Source organism: Pseudomonas sp. TE3899 (assembly GCF_056279105.1).
This window is the reverse complement of record NZ_JBWBQR010000001.1, coordinates 842399-856290: the sequence shown is the minus strand read 5'-3', so window position 1 is coordinate 856290 and position 13892 is coordinate 842399. Positions and strand designations below refer to the sequence as shown.

The following is a 13892-nucleotide window of genomic DNA, read 5'->3' as shown; positions in this document are numbered from 1 at the left end:
CGGTGCTGTTGCTGCTGATGGCTCGGATCGTGTTGGGGCTGGAGCTGTTGCCGCTGATGGCTCGGATCGTGTTGGTGCCGGAGCCGTTGCCGCTGACGGCTCGGATCGTGTTGGTGCCGGAGCCGTTGCCGCTGACGGCTCGGATCGTGTTGGTGCCGGAGCCGTTGCCGCTGATGGTTCAGATCGCGTCGGCGCCGGAGCCGTTGCCGCTGACGGCTCGGATCGCGTAGGCGCCGGAGCAGTTGCCGCTGACGGCTCAGATCGGGTAGGCGCTGGTGCTGTTGCCGCTGACGGCTCGGATCGAGTCGGCGCTGGAGCAGTTGCCGCTGACGGCTCAGATCGAGTCGGTGCCGGAGCCGTTGCCGCAGACGGCGCAGATCGAGTCGGCGCCGGAGCCGTTGCCGCTGACGGCGCAGATCGAGTCGGCGCCGGAGCAGTCGCCGCTGACGGCTCCGACCACGTCGGCGCCGGAGCCCTCGCCGCAGACGGCGCCGATCACGTCGGCTCCGCCCGCCTCGCCTACTCGCGCAGTGGCATAGGTTCGGATCGAGTGGCATCCTCGCTGATGGACGGCAGTTACTCCGACCAGTTCAACCGTCCGATCATCAATCAGTAACGCACGCTTTCACTGAGGGAAATGACCGCTTATGACGACGCAAACCGAAACCGCCCTCCTGGCCGGTGGCTGCTTCTGGGGCATGCAGGATCTACTGCGACGCTATCCCGGCGTGGTGTCCACGCGGGTGGGTTATTCCGGTGGCGATGTACCGAATGCGACCTATCGCAACCATGGCAACCACGCGGAAGCGATCGAGATCGTGTTCGACCCGCAGCAGATCAGCTACCGCCAGATTCTCGAGTTTTTCTTCCAGATCCATGACCCGACGACCCAGAATCGCCAGGGCAACGACATCGGCGCCAGCTATCGCTCTGCCCTTTTCTACCTCAGCGATGAGCAGAAACAGGTGGCCGAAGACACCGTCGCCGACGTCGAAGCCTCCGGCCTCTGGCCCGGCAAGGTGGTCACCGAAATCAGCCCGGCCGGGCCATTCTGGGAAGCCGAACCGGAACACCAGGACTACCTCGAACGCTTGCCCAACGGTTACACCTGCCACTTCATCCGCCCAAACTGGAAACTGCCCCGGCGCGGTTGATCACTGAACTAAGGCGGCTCGAATGAGCCGCCTCTTTTTTTGGGCGAAGTTCAGTGATGGGGACGCACCGTCAACGCCACCAGCCTGATCACAACAGGACGCACGACAAGGATGCACAGGAACGCCACGGGCATCGCCAACTGGTAAGCGTGCAGCGCATTACTTAGAAAATCCTGCTGAATACCGGAATTGGCCGCCGTAATCACAAACGACATCAGCAGCGCCATGATCGCCGCCATGTACAGGGCAAACACATAGGGCGTCGCGCGGGCCGAAAGCTTACGTGGGTTTTGGAACAGTGTTTTGGCGGTTGTCTTTGAATTCATATCAGACCTTATTGACCTTCGATTGATAAGGATCCGCACCATAACAAGCCAGGCAATCGCCAACTAGACGCTTATCCGTGAGTGCTTTATAAAGAGAAACTTACGAATCAGATCAGGCCAAACAATGAACCTGCTCGGCGCCATAGACAGCTTTATCAAGGTCGTTGAAGCCGGCTCCATCGTCGGCGCCGCCAAGACGTTGGGCGTCAGCGCCGCGGCCGTGAGCCAGACCCTCAATCGTCTGGAAACGCACCTGGACACGCGCCTGCTCCAACGCACCACACGCAGCATGGCGTTGACCGAGAACGGCACGGCGTACTACGAAAAAGTGAAACACATCGCGCGCGATCTCGAATCGGCGCACAGCGCAATCACCCACGCACACACTCCGCTGCAAGGGCGCCTGAGCATCGCGTCTACCTCGGCGTTTGGCCGGCATGTCTTGGCAACCGTCATCGCCGGCTTCGCGGCGCGTTACCCGCGTCTGATCCTCGAACTCTCCACCACCGATCGCAAAATCAATCACATTCAGGAAGGCATTGATCTGAGCTTGCGGATCAAGCCGCAACTGGAAGAAGGGATCGTCGCGCGCAAGATTGTGTCGGTGCCGTTTATCATCTGCGCCTCCCCCGCTTATCTGGAACGCGTCGGCTGGCCGCACGCCCCGGAAGATCTTCAACAGCACGCCTGCCTGGCATTTCGTTATCCGCTGGACGGGCGTTTTCTACGCTGGGGTTTTATCCGCGATGGACAGCGGTATGACGCAACGATCAACGCCACCGCCATCAGCGACGACATTGACGCGCTGGCGCAAATGGCGATCCGCGGCGCGGGCATTACCCGCCTGGCCGAGTTCGTGGCTGCGCCCTACCTCGACAGCGGGCAACTCGTTCCGCTGTTCGAACATCGCGACGCCGAAGCCTATGCCTACGCCGAACCCCTCGACATATACGCATGCGTCCAGGAACGCGCCGCCCTGACGCCCAAGGTCAAGGCGTTCATGAGTTATCTGGCGGAGTATCTGGAAACGCGCTGGCCGATGGACGCTGGCGACATCGAAGAAAGGTAGAATGCCTTCCACCAGGACGACCCCATCAGCGCGATATAGATCATTCAAGACCTGACAAACCGAGTAGAAAACATGAATCGTCGTAAAAAAATCACCCAGTTATTAAAGGCCCACGCCAAAAAGGCCAGTGCCAAACTGGCACCGGCCAACAAGTCCAAATACATCAGCAAAGCCGACCGATTGAAACTGGCTGCCGAGCCGGGTCAAGACGCAATTGTTCCAGCCAACGATGCTGTCGATTGAAATCACCTTCGCATCAGAAACGTGAAACTTTCATGGCCGTGCCCGCCGCTGCCGGGACAGGCGCAATACCCGCTATTCTCAATACACACGCCCACCAACACGCCTCCAGCCTGTTGATACAGGGGGACATGGCATGACCGGAAAAACTGCGCGCCAATGCTCGTCATGGGGCCTTCCCTTCCTGCTCGCCATCACCCTTGCGCTGATAGCGGGATGTGCCGGCCATCGCCATTCGACCGCAAGCCTGGGCTCAAGCTGCTATGCCAAAGCGCTCCCCACATCCGGCGAAGGCGGCCTGGCCTGGGGCGACACCTTGAGCATGGCGCGGCAAAAATCCCTGAACAACTGCATGCGCTATGCCGGCCGCTCCGGTGGCACGCCGAGTACTTGCCAGGTGGTGTTGGCGCAGTGCAAGAAATAACTGGCGGCGGTCGCTGATTCAGCGGCGCCACCGGGTCACTCGCCGATCAGGCTTTGGCCGCCATCGCGGTCACTTCCACCCGCATCCCTTCGACGGCCAAAGCAGCCACGCCAACCGCGGCGCGGACCGGCCACGGCTTGGCGAAGAAGCGCTTGTACACCTCATTGAAAGCGGCGCGGTCGGCCATGTCGGTCAGGTAGATGGTCAGGTGCAACACCCGATCCATCGAACTGCCCGCGCCCTCCAGCGCCACCTTTAGCGCCTGCAAGGTGCATTCACTCTGCTCGACGATACCACCCAGCTCCAGGCTGCCATCGGCGTGGGTGGGAATCTGCGTGGAGACCAGCAGGCCGCCGAAACCGGCGACATCGGAGGAGATGGAGTCTGCGTCTGGATCGGGGGTGAAAGCGATGTCTTGGTTTGCCATGAGGTTCTCTTGTTCGAGGTGAGAAAAGGCGGCCAGTTTACAGCGCATCGACGGCTTGTTCGCAGATTGGCGCAAAAAGCGCAGTCCCGACCACTCGTCGGCCAGCACTCAACGCCCCTATTGACACCCCTTTGCGTCTGCGGGACTATTATTTCCATCGGATGCGATATAAACGTATACGATAACAAAATCACACGTAATGCAATTTTGAGGATTCATCCCATGAGCAAGATCGAAAAAGTCCTGGCCAGCGGCAAAACCCACACCACCCTGAGCAGCGCTGGCACCACTTCGCGCGGTCATAACGGCAGCGTCGACATTCAGCTCTCCTCGCCGGGCAGCGCCAAACTGGTGCACGAGTTCAAGGCCATCCAGCCGCACCCGACTGCCGAGCAATTGTTCGCCGGCGCCTGGTCCGCCTGTTTCATCGCCGCCGTCGGCCTCGCGTCCAAGCAACTGAATATCGAGTTGCCGGCCGATCATGCCGTCGACATCGAAGTCGATCTGGGCCAGACCGGCGAGGCCTACTTCCTCCAGGCTCGCTTGACCCTGCGCGTACCGGGCCTGTCGCACGATGACGCGAGCGCGCTGGTGCATGCCGCCGACAGCATCTGCCCTTACTCGAAAGCGATCAAAGGCAACATCGACGTGGCCCTGAACGTTCTCACCGCTTGAAGCCTTGCGTGGGCTTGATCACAACCGCCCCCTTAGAAGCGCCACATATATCGCATGCGATATAAGCGCATACGAAAACAAATCGAAACTTTCAGGAATCATCATGAGCAAGATTGAAAAAGTACTGGCCAGCGGCAAAACTCACACCACCGCCAGCAGCGCCGGCACGACTTCGCGCGGTCATAACGGCAGCCTCGACATTCAGTTGTCCTCGCCCGGCAACGCAAAACCGGCCCACGTGTTCTCGGCCGTCCAGCCGCACCCGCACGCCGAGCAATTGTTCGCTGGCGCCTGGTCGGCCTGCTACACCGCCGCCGTCGGCCTCGTGGCCGGTGAGATGAACGTGGTGCTGCCGTCCGATTTCTCCGTCGACATTGAAGTCGACCTCGGCCAGACCGGCGACGCCTACTTCCTCCAGGCGCGCTTGACCCTGCGCGTGCCAGGCCTGGCGCACGATGTGGCGACGACGCTGGCGCACACCGCCGACCAGATCTGCCCGTACTCGAAAGCGACGCGAGGCAACATCGACGTGGCCCTGAACGTTCAGACGGCGTAATGTGCCGGGCCGGTTTGGCGAGACTTTGCTCGTCAAACCGGCTTGCTGCCACGAGTCTGAGCACTTCCGACACCATCGCACCCGATGTATATTCCACGCATTCGAGCCATCAACCGATGGCCAAAGAGGATGCCCATGAAATCCAAAGACTCCCCGTCCCCCACAGACCTGAAGCTCTCCGACTTCCTGTGTTTCGCGGTCTACTCCACCAACCTGGCGTTCGGCAAAGCCTATAAGCCGGTCCTCGAGCGGGTCGGGCTGACCTACACGCAATACATCACCATTGTGGCGTTGTGGGAGGAAGATAATCAGACCGTCGGCAGCTTGGGCGAAAAGTTGTTCCTGGAATCGAACACCCTCACGCCGATCCTGAAAAAGCTCGAAGTGATGGGTTATTTACAGCGCCAACGCGACCCCGAGGACGAGCGCCAGGTGCGGATCAACCTGACGCAGGCCGGCCGCGATTTGCGTGAAGACCAGCCGCAGTTGTCCCCCGATACCACGGGGCTGACCCAGGACGAATTTACCCAACTGCAGAAAGCGATCGTGCGGTTGCGCAGCAATGTCATCAAGTCGACGAAAGACGAGTGACCGATCACCGCCCTGCCCTGACCGCCCGCGAGGTGTGCCAGTTATTGCGCGATGCCGCACTGGGCATTCGCGCGTTGCAGTGCCTCGACACACCCAGCGCATCGGGTCAGGTAACAATTGATATCGAAGGCTGGCGCCTGACCCTCGACCTCGACGGCAATCATTTGCGCCACTGCCAAAACTGCCAGAGCCCGGACGGCCGCGAAGTCACTTTCGAGTCCTGGCATCGTTACGGCACCGACCCGGTCAGTTTGCTCAGCACCTGGGAATTGGCGCAGATCGAGCGCTTGCTGGCGCCGGGCTACGCATAAGCCCCGATCACCCACTTCACTTTTTCCAGGGCCAAACGCAGCGCGCCCATGTCGGCAGAACCCAGCGCCAGGCGGATGGCATGGGGTACATGGGCTGACGTTGCAAACGGCTCGGCGGTCGACACCGACACCTGCTCACGCATCAGTTCCTTTACGATCTGCTCCGCCCGCGCATCCTCGGGCAGCGGCAGCCACAGAAAATACGACGATGGATGCCCCACCCACGGCAGCCCCGCCAGCACCTCGCGGGCCATCGATTGCCTGGCTTGCGCGTCCAGACGCTTTTCCGCTTCCAGCTGTGTGACGGTGCCGTCATCGAGCCACGTGCTCGCGATGGCGGTCAATACGCCCGGGGTGTTCCAAGTGGTCGCCCGGATCGCTCGTTCCAGTGCGGGCACCTTTTCGACAGGGGCGGCAATGAAGCCCACGCGCAGCCCGGTGGCGACACTTTTCGATAACCCGGACACGTAAACCGTGCGCTCGGGGGCCAGGTACGCCAAGGGTGCCGGCGGGTTCTCGGCCAGGAAAGCGTACGCCGCATCTTCAATGATCAGCAGGTCATGCTGGCGCGCAATCGTCACCAGAGCCTCGCGCTGAGCGGCATCCATCACCCATCCCAGCGGGTTGTGAATCGTCGGCATCGAATACACGGCCCGCACCCGTCGCTGGCGGCACAAACGCTCCAGCGCCTCCAGATCCGGACCGTGCTCGAGCACCGGAATCGGCAGCACTTCCAGGTGCAGCGACTCGGCCAACACCTTGAACCCCGAATAGGTCAACGCATCGGCGGCAATCACATCACCGGGTTGCAGCAGCGCCATCATCGTCACCGCCAACCCATGCTGGGCGCCGCTGACCACCAGCACCTGTTCAGCCTCCACCGTCAGCCCTCGCGTGCCCAGATGCCGGGCGATCGACGCACGTTCATGCGTACGCCCCGCGTGTGGCTGGTAGCGCAGCAACGACTCAAGATCGCCGGACGACGCCAACTGACGCAGTGCACTGCGCAGCAGGTCGGCTTGCCCGGGAAGCGACGGATAGTTGAAATTGAGATCGGTCATGCCCACCGCCACGACTTTCTGATCCATCCCCAAACCCGGCGGCAACGAGGTTTCGCGCACGAACGTGCCGCGCCCCGTTTCCCCGCTGACCAGGCCCATGGCTTCAAGCTCGGCATACACCCGCGAGGCGGTCACCAGCGCGAGCCCTTCCGTGGCCGCCAGTTGGCGGTGGGTCGGCAAGCGCGTACCCGGCAACAGTTTTCCCGACCTGATGTCAGCCGCAAAAGCATCCACTAATGTTTTGTACCGTGAGCGAGGCATACGGAAATGTATCCATGACGATTTTTTGATTGTAGTGATTTTCGATCATACGATGGATCACGGCACATTGAGTGGGACCTCATCATGGAACAGACATCGAAGCTGCAAAACCCGGCCACGGCCAAGACCACGAGCGGATGGCTCAACGGACTGATCGGCGTCATCATCTTCAGCGCCTCGTTGCCCGCGACCCGAGTGGCCGTGCTGGAATTCGATCCGGTATTCCTCACCGTTGCCCGGGCGACCATTGCCGGACTTCTGGCGCTTTGCTTGCTGGTGCTGTTCAAGGAAAAGCGCCCCGCCAGACATCAACTGCTGCCCTTGGCCATCGTCGCCATCGGCGTCGTCGTGGGGTTTCCGCTGCTGACCGCGCTGGCGTTGCAGTACGTGACCTCGGCGCATTCCATCGTCTTCGTCGGCCTGTTGCCGCTCGCCACTGCGGTGTTCGGTGTGTTGCGCGGTGGCGAGCGTCCACGGCCGGTGTTCTGGTTTTTCTCAGTACTGGGCAGCCTGTTGGTGGTGGGCTTCGCGGTGTCCCAGGGGCTGACGGCCTCCCCGGCCGGCGACCTGCTAATGCTGCTGGCGATCATCGTCTGCGGCCTCGGCTATGCGGAGGGCGCGAAGCTTTCAAAAACACTGGGCGGCTGGCAGGTGATCAGTTGGGCACTGGTGCTGTCGCTGCCGGTCATGGCGCTGCTGAGCGTGTTCAAGGCCCCGCCTTCGTTCGCCACCATTTCTACACCGGCGTGGCTGAGCCTGGCGTACGTATCGATCTTCAGCATGTTGATCGGTTTCGTCTTCTGGTATCGCGGGCTGGCCCAAGGCGGGATTGCCGCGGTAGGTCAGCTTCAGTTGCTGCAACCGTTTTTTGGCCTGGCGCTGGCGGCTACGTTGCTGCATGAACAGGTCAGCCTGGGCATGCTTGGGGTGACGGTGGCGGTGATTCTTTGTGTGGCGGGGGCGCGGAAGTTTTCGAGATAGACACACGGCGCAGTCCTCCACCCGTATGAGCAACAACCGAGGCTGTCCATTGTTCTTTACCCCAGCGGATGGGATAGCATTGCCCGTTTTCGGCAAGGGAAATGCTGATGCAGCGCATCGTGATACTGGGCAACTCGGGGAGTGGCAAATCCACCTTGGCGCGTGAAATAGGCAAGCGTCTTGATTTGCCGGTGGTCCACCTCGATACGTTGTTTTGGGAACCCGGTTGGGTCGAAGCGGATACCGACATTTTCCGCACACGGGTTCGGCAAGCCGTCGCCGGGGACGCCTGGATTTGTGAAGGCAATTACTCCACAAAGACCTTCGCGTTAAGGCTGCCCCGGGCGGATCTCATCATCTGGCTCGATACACCGCGCACCACCTGCTTGCGGCGAGTCATTCTGCGCAGCGTGCTGAACCGACCACGCGCCGATCTTCCGGCAGGCTGCACCGAAAGGCTGGACAAGGAATTTTTCGGTTTTCTGAAGTATGTCTGGGATTTTGACCGCACCACACGCCCCCACACCGAGGCTGCGCGCCTGGCCATCGGGCCGCTGATTCCGGTTGTTCACCTTCGAAGTGCGGCGCAGATTTCCGGTTTTCTGGCTGGCCTGAATCGACGTAGCGCTGGAGGAACTGGCCCATTGGGACAACTTCCAACTGCTGCTGAAAGAGCGAGTATTCAGATCGCGCTGGCCGAGGCGTTTGTCGACAGCGCTGTCGATTACGCGTCTATCGCCGAGCGAATCCGCGGCTATGACCTGAACGTCGTGGAAGACATCCTCTACTCGGAAGTCGCTCCGGTATGTTTCAGCAACCTTGAAACGCCTGTCCCCCCGGTCTGGACAGGCTTCAAGGACGAATGGCTATTAAGTGAAATTGAAACGACACTGCAAGCGCGGGCACGCAGTCTTACGCGCCGCGCAGTGGCCAAACTGAAAATCGCCTGGCTGCGCTATAGCTACGGTTATGTCTGGAAAGAAATCATGAGATTCATCGACTGAAATCCTCAAGGGCTCTGCCTGATTCGTCGGGATAAGCGATTACTTCAAGAGCATGAATTGATCCATGAAAGATGACTTCTATACCCGGTACATGCGCTTTCAGACACCTGACGCCGCCATTGCCCCACGCGAACAGGCGCCGATGCTCGCTCAGGAGCTAGCCTGGGCGCAGCAGCACGCGTCCATGCACCGCTTCAGCTGGATCACCGTGATAGTGCCGCCGTTGTGCCTGGGTCCGGTTTTGCCGGGCATCGCGTTTGTAGTGGGCCTGTTGCTCTATCGAACGTTATTCGCCTCCGACCTGGATATCGACCGGATCGTCGGCGCGTCCTTTGGCTGGCTCGCGCTCGCGACGCTGCTGTTCATGGTTGCCTGGGGATTACGCAACTTCCTGCGCGACACCCACGACCCGACCAAACGCTACTGGCAATCCATGCCGGATCAAGGGCTGGTCGAGCTTGAGCGGCATACGTTGATATCCGGTTTCAGCCTGTGGTCCAACGACTATGATCCGGACTGCAACGCCATCATGCGCTGGAGCAACGGCAAGCTTGAAAGCGTGCAAGACAGCGGCGTGGCGCAATGGCTCCTGGCCAAGACCACGGCGGGCCACTGGCTGGTGCTCAAGGAACAATATCCGGGCGACTTCAGCTACGCCCGGGTCGGGAAAATGCCCTCGCCGGACAAGCACATGCAACCGGGCCAGCAATTGGCGATCGCCTTCGCCCCCGGCACCAACCTCCCCCTCGGCCGGCGCTTCAGCGGCGCACCGCTACCCCTGATCGACACGCCGTATTGGATGTCCGCCGAAGAGCTCAAGCACCTTGTCGAGGTGGCTCATCACTGGACGTTTTTTCCGCCGGATCGCTACGCCGTGGTGAATGACCAGGATGCCGGGTGGGTGCAGCGGTTGGTGGACAAGGCGCAGGCCAGTGTCGGGCCACAGCCGGAGTTGCGCGCGCCGACGGTGGTTTAGTGATGTGGGGTTGGTTGGGGGATTGCAGGCTTTGTGATGGGCGGTAATCGGCCAAAAGCTGCTTGTCACGATAGGCAGCAATCGACCCAGAGGTGTCAGCAACCAGAGTCAGAGCGGAGGCCGGGGCTCGCGTCGTATAGCCATCGCGTTCTTCTGGCTACCACACCAAGATGGGAAATATATCGCGCCGCGTACTCACAACATAAGACTCCAATCCATTTTTCTGAGGATGGATTTTCAAGATCATTTGCGTACTGAAGGTGATGGTGAAAACCCCAAAACTATCAATGGAAAAAGCTTCTACATCGTGGTTTAGAAAGTCGAAAAGTAAAGGGCTTGTGGCAGCATCTTCACCATGCCCCCACTTGCATACCCTATTGATATCACAAGCGAAAGGGCACTGAATTAACACGCTAGCCATATCGCCAAAAAGCAGGATCTGCGAACCGATCCCGACAGTTACACCTGTTAGCGCGGAAGGAATCATTTCGGCTAAATCTGAATCATTTATCATCGTGCCGTGCTCTTTTCATACAGGTGGTTGTTGAAGAAGCATAGGCCTGAATCAGCTCTCATTTAGTAGGCAGATCATATATCCATTTGTTAGGGCGGCCACCCAGACTGACCGTCCGATTTTGGTGGAAGCGGCTTGGGTGACGTCAGCTTTTGGCCGAAAACGGTACCTGGATGAATAACTGCTCCTGGCCGTTTTCTGCCTGTCGCAACGGGCCGAAAACAACCCTTAGCGGTTATCTGAACTGCATTGATCAACAGAGATGCCCACCACCAATCCTAAAATCGTGATGGTGGCTCTTTTCCGGACTTGATATGCGAAAAGACCTGGTCTGGATCTGCCTGGCACCAATATTTGAATAGAAGGCGAGGTTCGGTATTTGCGAAATATTGATCCACGATGCTCTCTGGCGGCACGGTCAATTTAGGTTCTGGCCATTGCTGCGCTAAAACACCTATTGGTTTGTCAGACGAACAAATAATCCAAGTAGCCTTGCCTCCACTGATGCCAGGTAAGTAGCCCGCATCTTGTATCACCTCGATCAAGGCACGCAGCGTGGCTGATGAATCGAGTGTGATCGACGTCGCATGGCTTTCCAGATCATCTCCCGCATGAACGCTATCTCGATCAATGGCGACCTCCAACATGACGACTCCTTTTGACTCTGCGCCATCCCATTGCGCGATGGCTGTGATGTGTTAGATGTATTGGGGCGACAGTTGCGGGCGATGCCGTCGGAGTAGCGTCTAGCACTGCTTTTTATGCGAGGGGGGTTGCTCCCTCGCCACAGGATCAAGATCAAAAGATCGCAGCCTTCGGTATCTACAGGGAGTGCGCATTTCAATGTAGCTGCCGAAGGCTGCGATCTTTTTGTGTGGCAATCACCGATTACCAGTCAATGCCTTATGCACGCAGCATATCAACCACTCCCCTGACCTGACTCAACAGATAATCGACATCCTCGGCGGTGGTCGCGAACGAGGTGACAAAGCGCACGATGTTCGGCCCCCAGCGATCATGGTAGAACCCGAACCCGGCTTCAGCAGGGCGTCGATGATGGCCGAATCCAGCTTGCAGAACAGGATATTGGCCTCGGTGTCGCCCGATACTTCAACGCCCCTCAAACCCGCAAGCCCACGTGCCAGGCGCTGGGCGGCGTCGTTGGCCTGGCGTGCGTTGCGCAGCCACAGGTCGTTGGTCAGGTAGGCATCGATCTGCGCCGACAGAAACCGCATCTTGGACAGCAGATGGCCGGAGCGTTTGCGGCGATAGCTCATCTCGGTGGCCAGAGCGGGGTTGAACAGGACGATGGCTTCGGCGGCCAGCGCACCATTCTTGGTAGCCCCGAACGACAACGCATCCACCCCGGCTTTCCACGTCATCTGCGCCGGGGAGCACCCGAGGGAAACCAGCGCGTTGGCGAATCGGGAACCGTCCATGTGAAACCCCAGGGCGTTTGCTTTGCACACCTCACCGATGGCGCCGATCTCGTCCAGGTTGTAGAGGCTACCGACTTCCGTGGCCTGGGTAATGCTGACGCACGCCGGTTGGGTGGTGTGCACGTCGCCGACCTTTTCCCGTGTGCGTTCGCGCAGGCGGGCGATATCCAGCTTGGCCGATGGGCCGTCGACGGTCATCAGCTTTGCGCCGTCGGAAAAGAACGCGGGGGCGCCGCACTCATCGTTGTTGATATGGCTGGCCGGATGGCAATAGATGTTGCCCCAGGGCGGTGTCATTGCGCTCAGGCAGAGGCTGTTGGCGGCGGTGCCGGTGGGGACGAGAAAGACGTCCACCTCACGCTCGAATATCTCGCTGAGTTTGAGCGTGACCTGCCGGGACAGTTCGTCCGTGCCGTACGCACTCGCCTGGCCAGTGCTGTGTCGGATCATGGCCTGCGCCACTTCTGGCGAAGCTCCCGCGATGTTGTCGCTGGCAAAACCCAGTGCGGGCGGTCTGCTTGATTCACCGTTCATCTTTCTGTCCTCGGGCTGCACGGGCGAAGAAAATCCGCCCGGTTTTGCGCATCCTAGGGAGAGGACCGGTGCCCTGGCTTGTAAAAAATTGACGGCCCGCGAAAGGCCGACACTCAATTCCTGTAGCGAGAAGGCGCGACGCCGAATGCGTGTCGAAAAGCACGGTTGAAATGACTTTGATCGTAAAACCCGACGGCTTGGGCAACATCGATGATTGGCAGTTCGCTGCGCGACAGCAGGCCACAGGCCTGTTCAAGACGCAGACGCAGCAGCCAGGCGTGCGGCGTCATGCCGATGGTTCGTTTGAACTGTTTGAGGAACGGAAACCGGCCTAGTGCGCAAAGCCCGGCGAGGTCATCGAGGGTGATTCGCTGATCGATGTGACTGAAACAATAGTCCCTGAGGCGTGACCATTGCAGGGGCGAGAGTGAGCTTGAAATCGCCTCGGGCATGATCACCCGTGAGTGACGCAACAGGCCTTCAACGAGGGTGAGCCATTGCGTCTGCACCGCCAGACCGCCAGGTCCAATGGCCTGTTGCATGACCTCGTGCAAGCCGCGCAGGTTGCCAGCGAGCCCGGTGTTCTCGAGCAACATGCCGGCCAGTTCCAGGTCTTGGGGCCGACCGCTGATGTCCTCGGTGAGGCTCGCGACCAGCGCCTGGGACAGGCGGAATGTCTTGAGCGTGTAGGCGCCGCCGCCCTCGGCCACGCCATCGTGGATTTCGCCCGGCGGCATCAGGGCAATATTGCCCGGCCCCAACAGAAACGACTCGCCTTTGGACCGATGACGCTGGATGCCTTCGGTCACGAAGCCGACGTGGAAGTCGAGGTGGTAATGGCGATCAAACCCTGCATCCGTCAGGCGCGCCGAGCCCAGCACCAGGCCGGGCACTTCTGCAACGTGATGGTAACTGGCGTGTTCAGTCATGGGACCGGTACCGGGATCGGCGGCGAGGAAGGCCAATAAATTCCAGATCCGCGCGGGATATAGAGTGTCAGGTTTTGGCTGTTGTGAAGGACTGCAAATCCAAAGCGTCCCCTTCAACATGGTAGACCCTTGGTTCTTCCGAAAAATAGTCCTCCAGGCCCATCATGAATATCCGATGGTCTTCACTCTCTTCGAAACCCGGCGTGTGATCCTCGAGTGAAGCCCAGCGCACGATCAGGTTGAATACATGGGGGGATTCGATCCCTTGCGCGAGCAAGTGGCCGCCGTAACCCTTTGCGCGGCTGAGCAAAGGAGCGACCTCGGCAAATGCATGCCTGAACATTTCAACGCGTTCTTTGTGCACGGGGAGCAGAGCGATCTCGTAAATCATGGCGTTCCTCTGATATGACTTAAGCGGTT

The 13892-nt window shown here is 59.7% G+C and carries 21 protein-coding genes and 2 pseudogenes; 14 read left to right on the top strand and 9 right to left on the bottom strand.

Features of this window, described 5'->3' with window-relative positions:
• Nucleotides 1-8: 8 nt before the first annotated feature.
• Nucleotides 9-230, top strand: coding sequence for a hypothetical protein (locus ACZ89E_RS03870; protein WP_476254883.1), 222 nt, complete (start codon nt 9-11; stop codon nt 228-230).
• Nucleotides 231-334: 104 nt separating this feature from the next.
• Here the strand turns inward: ACZ89E_RS03870 and ACZ89E_RS03865 are convergent, their stop codons facing one another.
• On the bottom strand, nt 335-460 hold the full coding sequence (locus tag ACZ89E_RS03865; RefSeq protein ID WP_476254882.1) for a hypothetical protein: 126 nt from the start codon (nt 458-460) through the stop codon (nt 335-337).
• 187 nt (nt 461-647) lie between these two features.
• Between ACZ89E_RS03865 and msrA the strand changes: the two genes are divergently transcribed.
• Nucleotides 648-1154 carry a peptide-methionine (S)-S-oxide reductase MsrA gene (msrA, locus tag ACZ89E_RS03860; RefSeq protein WP_476254881.1) on the top strand — a complete coding sequence of 169 codons (507 nt, stop codon included), beginning with the start codon at nt 648-650 and terminating at the stop codon, nt 1152-1154.
• A 50-nt stretch (nt 1155-1204) separates the two neighbouring features.
• Here msrA and ACZ89E_RS03855 read toward each other — a convergent pair whose 3' ends face one another.
• Complete coding sequence (locus tag ACZ89E_RS03855; protein WP_476254880.1) at nt 1205-1480, bottom strand: DUF2798 domain-containing protein; 276 nt, start codon at nt 1478-1480, stop codon at nt 1205-1207.
• A gap of 124 nt (nt 1481-1604) precedes the next feature.
• On the opposite strand from ACZ89E_RS03855, the gene ACZ89E_RS03850 reads away from it, so the two are divergent.
• From ACZ89E_RS03850 to ACZ89E_RS03840, 3 genes are all read left to right on the top strand, one after another.
• Complete coding sequence (locus ACZ89E_RS03850) at nt 1605-2549, top strand: LysR family transcriptional regulator (protein ID WP_476254879.1); 945 nt, start codon at nt 1605-1607, stop codon at nt 2547-2549.
• A gap of 72 nt (nt 2550-2621) precedes the next feature.
• A complete protein-coding gene (locus ACZ89E_RS03845) occupies nt 2622-2792 on the top strand; it encodes a DUF2986 domain-containing protein (RefSeq protein WP_149659836.1) in 171 nt (56 codons plus the stop codon).
• A gap of 133 nt (nt 2793-2925) precedes the next feature.
• A complete protein-coding gene (locus ACZ89E_RS03840; RefSeq protein WP_149659837.1) occupies nt 2926-3213 on the top strand; it encodes a hypothetical protein in 288 nt (95 codons plus the stop codon).
• A 46-nt stretch (nt 3214-3259) separates the two neighbouring features.
• On the opposite strand, the gene ACZ89E_RS03835 is transcribed toward ACZ89E_RS03840, so the two are convergent.
• The gene (locus ACZ89E_RS03835) at nt 3260-3640 is read right to left on the bottom strand and encodes a RidA family protein (protein WP_149659838.1); all 381 of its coding nucleotides are present in this window, start codon (nt 3638-3640) and stop codon (nt 3260-3262) included.
• Nucleotides 3641-3862: 222 nt separating this feature from the next.
• Between ACZ89E_RS03835 and ACZ89E_RS03830 the strand changes: the two genes are divergently transcribed.
• From ACZ89E_RS03830 to ACZ89E_RS03815, 4 genes are all read left to right on the top strand, one after another.
• Nucleotides 3863-4315, top strand: a complete 453-nt coding sequence (locus ACZ89E_RS03830; protein WP_476254878.1) for an Ohr family peroxiredoxin — start codon at nt 3863-3865, stop codon at nt 4313-4315.
• A gap of 103 nt (nt 4316-4418) precedes the next feature.
• A complete protein-coding gene (locus ACZ89E_RS03825) occupies nt 4419-4871 on the top strand; it encodes an Ohr family peroxiredoxin (RefSeq protein WP_149659840.1) in 453 nt (150 codons plus the stop codon).
• Nucleotides 4872-5006: 135 nt separating this feature from the next.
• Nucleotides 5007-5462 (top strand): MarR family winged helix-turn-helix transcriptional regulator, encoded by a 456-nt coding sequence (locus ACZ89E_RS03820; protein WP_149659841.1) that lies wholly within the window; start codon nt 5007-5009, stop codon nt 5460-5462.
• Nucleotides 5459-5773, top strand: a complete 315-nt coding sequence (locus ACZ89E_RS03815) for a DUF7693 family protein (RefSeq protein WP_476254877.1) — start codon at nt 5459-5461, stop codon at nt 5771-5773. Before ACZ89E_RS03820 ends, ACZ89E_RS03815 begins: the two co-directional genes overlap by 4 nt.
• On the opposite strand, the gene ACZ89E_RS03810 is transcribed toward ACZ89E_RS03815, so the two are convergent.
• Entirely contained in the window at nt 5764-7095 is a 1332-nt protein-coding gene (locus ACZ89E_RS03810) for an aminotransferase-like domain-containing protein (protein ID WP_476254876.1), read from the bottom strand. The two genes, ACZ89E_RS03815 and ACZ89E_RS03810, sit on opposite strands and share 10 nt — an antisense overlap.
• Nucleotides 7096-7179: 84 nt before the next feature.
• Between ACZ89E_RS03810 and ACZ89E_RS03805 the strand changes: the two genes are divergently transcribed.
• The 4 genes and pseudogenes from ACZ89E_RS03805 to ACZ89E_RS03790 all read left to right on the top strand — a co-directional run bounded on the left by ACZ89E_RS03805 (nt 7180) and on the right by ACZ89E_RS03790 (nt 10056).
• The gene (locus tag ACZ89E_RS03805) at nt 7180-8076 is read left to right on the top strand and encodes a DMT family transporter (protein ID WP_149659844.1); all 897 of its coding nucleotides are present in this window, start codon (nt 7180-7182) and stop codon (nt 8074-8076) included.
• A gap of 107 nt (nt 8077-8183) precedes the next feature.
• Nucleotides 8184-8693: pseudogene (locus ACZ89E_RS03800) on the top strand (P-loop NTPase family protein); the annotation flags it as partial.
• Nucleotides 8694-8720: 27 nt separating this feature from the next.
• The gene (locus ACZ89E_RS03795) at nt 8721-9080 is read left to right on the top strand and encodes a DUF7079 family protein (RefSeq protein ID WP_476257014.1); all 360 of its coding nucleotides are present in this window, start codon (nt 8721-8723) and stop codon (nt 9078-9080) included.
• A gap of 64 nt (nt 9081-9144) precedes the next feature.
• The gene (locus ACZ89E_RS03790; protein WP_476254875.1) at nt 9145-10056 is read left to right on the top strand and encodes a hypothetical protein; all 912 of its coding nucleotides are present in this window, start codon (nt 9145-9147) and stop codon (nt 10054-10056) included.
• Nucleotides 10057-10213: 157 nt separating this feature from the next.
• Here the strand turns inward: ACZ89E_RS03790 and ACZ89E_RS03785 are convergent, their stop codons facing one another.
• Both ACZ89E_RS03785 and ACZ89E_RS03780 read right to left on the bottom strand, forming a co-directional pair.
• Nucleotides 10214-10570 carry a hypothetical protein gene (locus ACZ89E_RS03785; RefSeq protein ID WP_149659846.1) on the bottom strand — a complete coding sequence of 119 codons (357 nt, stop codon included), beginning with the start codon at nt 10568-10570 and terminating at the stop codon, nt 10214-10216.
• 278 nt (nt 10571-10848) lie between these two features.
• The gene (locus ACZ89E_RS03780) at nt 10849-11217 is read right to left on the bottom strand and encodes a hypothetical protein (RefSeq protein ID WP_149659847.1); all 369 of its coding nucleotides are present in this window, start codon (nt 11215-11217) and stop codon (nt 10849-10851) included.
• 15 nt (nt 11218-11232) lie between these two features.
• On the opposite strand from ACZ89E_RS03780, the pseudogene ACZ89E_RS03775 reads away from it, so the two are divergent.
• A pseudogene (locus tag ACZ89E_RS03775) lies at nt 11233-11313 on the top strand (short-chain dehydrogenase); the annotation flags it as partial.
• Between the two features lie 198 nt (nt 11314-11511).
• Here the strand turns inward: ACZ89E_RS03775 and ACZ89E_RS03770 are convergent.
• The 3 genes from ACZ89E_RS03770 to ACZ89E_RS03760 all read right to left on the bottom strand — a co-directional run bounded on the left by ACZ89E_RS03770 (nt 11512) and on the right by ACZ89E_RS03760 (nt 13863).
• Nucleotides 11512-12543 (bottom strand): threonine aldolase family protein, encoded by a 1032-nt coding sequence (locus ACZ89E_RS03770; protein WP_476254874.1) that lies wholly within the window; start codon nt 12541-12543, stop codon nt 11512-11514.
• 113 nt (nt 12544-12656) lie between these two features.
• Nucleotides 12657-13472: an AraC family transcriptional regulator gene (locus ACZ89E_RS03765; protein ID WP_476254873.1), complete on the bottom strand. Its 816-nt coding sequence runs from the start codon at nt 13470-13472 to the stop codon at nt 12657-12659.
• 67 nt (nt 13473-13539) lie between these two features.
• Entirely contained in the window at nt 13540-13863 is a 324-nt protein-coding gene (locus tag ACZ89E_RS03760) for an antibiotic biosynthesis monooxygenase family protein (RefSeq protein ID WP_476254872.1), read from the bottom strand.
• Nucleotides 13864-13892 lie beyond the last annotated feature (29 nt).

Coding starts and splice junctions, on each gene's coding strand:
- ACZ89E_RS03810 (WP_476254876.1), bottom strand. CDS start 7,095: ATGCCTCGCTCACGGTACAAAACATTAGTGGATGCTTTTGCGGCTGAC.
- ACZ89E_RS03805 (WP_149659844.1), top strand. CDS start 7,180: ATGGAACAGACATCGAAGCTGCAAAACCCGGCCACGGCCAAGACCACG.
- ACZ89E_RS03785 (WP_149659846.1), bottom strand. CDS start 10,570: ATGATAAATGATTCAGATTTAGCCGAAATGATTCCTTCCGCGCTAACA.
- ACZ89E_RS03765 (WP_476254873.1), bottom strand. CDS start 13,472: ATGACTGAACACGCCAGTTACCATCACGTTGCAGAAGTGCCCGGCCTG.
- ACZ89E_RS03780 (WP_149659847.1), bottom strand. CDS start 11,217: ATGTTGGAGGTCGCCATTGATCGAGATAGCGTTCATGCGGGAGATGAT.
- ACZ89E_RS03850 (WP_476254879.1), top strand. CDS start 1,605: ATGAACCTGCTCGGCGCCATAGACAGCTTTATCAAGGTCGTTGAAGCC.
- ACZ89E_RS03830 (WP_476254878.1), top strand. CDS start 3,863: ATGAGCAAGATCGAAAAAGTCCTGGCCAGCGGCAAAACCCACACCACC.
- ACZ89E_RS03855 (WP_476254880.1), bottom strand. CDS start 1,480: ATGAATTCAAAGACAACCGCCAAAACACTGTTCCAAAACCCACGTAAG.
- msrA (WP_476254881.1), top strand. CDS start 648: ATGACGACGCAAACCGAAACCGCCCTCCTGGCCGGTGGCTGCTTCTGG.
- ACZ89E_RS03760 (WP_476254872.1), bottom strand. CDS start 13,863: ATGATTTACGAGATCGCTCTGCTCCCCGTGCACAAAGAACGCGTTGAA.
- ACZ89E_RS03840 (WP_149659837.1), top strand. CDS start 2,926: ATGACCGGAAAAACTGCGCGCCAATGCTCGTCATGGGGCCTTCCCTTC.
- ACZ89E_RS03820 (WP_149659841.1), top strand. CDS start 5,007: ATGAAATCCAAAGACTCCCCGTCCCCCACAGACCTGAAGCTCTCCGAC.
- ACZ89E_RS03770 (WP_476254874.1), bottom strand. CDS start 12,543: ATGAACGGTGAATCAAGCAGACCGCCCGCACTGGGTTTTGCCAGCGAC.
- ACZ89E_RS03835 (WP_149659838.1), bottom strand. CDS start 3,640: ATGGCAAACCAAGACATCGCTTTCACCCCCGATCCAGACGCAGACTCC.
- ACZ89E_RS03790 (WP_476254875.1), top strand. CDS start 9,145: ATGAAAGATGACTTCTATACCCGGTACATGCGCTTTCAGACACCTGAC.
- ACZ89E_RS03825 (WP_149659840.1), top strand. CDS start 4,419: ATGAGCAAGATTGAAAAAGTACTGGCCAGCGGCAAAACTCACACCACC.
- ACZ89E_RS03845 (WP_149659836.1), top strand. CDS start 2,622: ATGAATCGTCGTAAAAAAATCACCCAGTTATTAAAGGCCCACGCCAAA.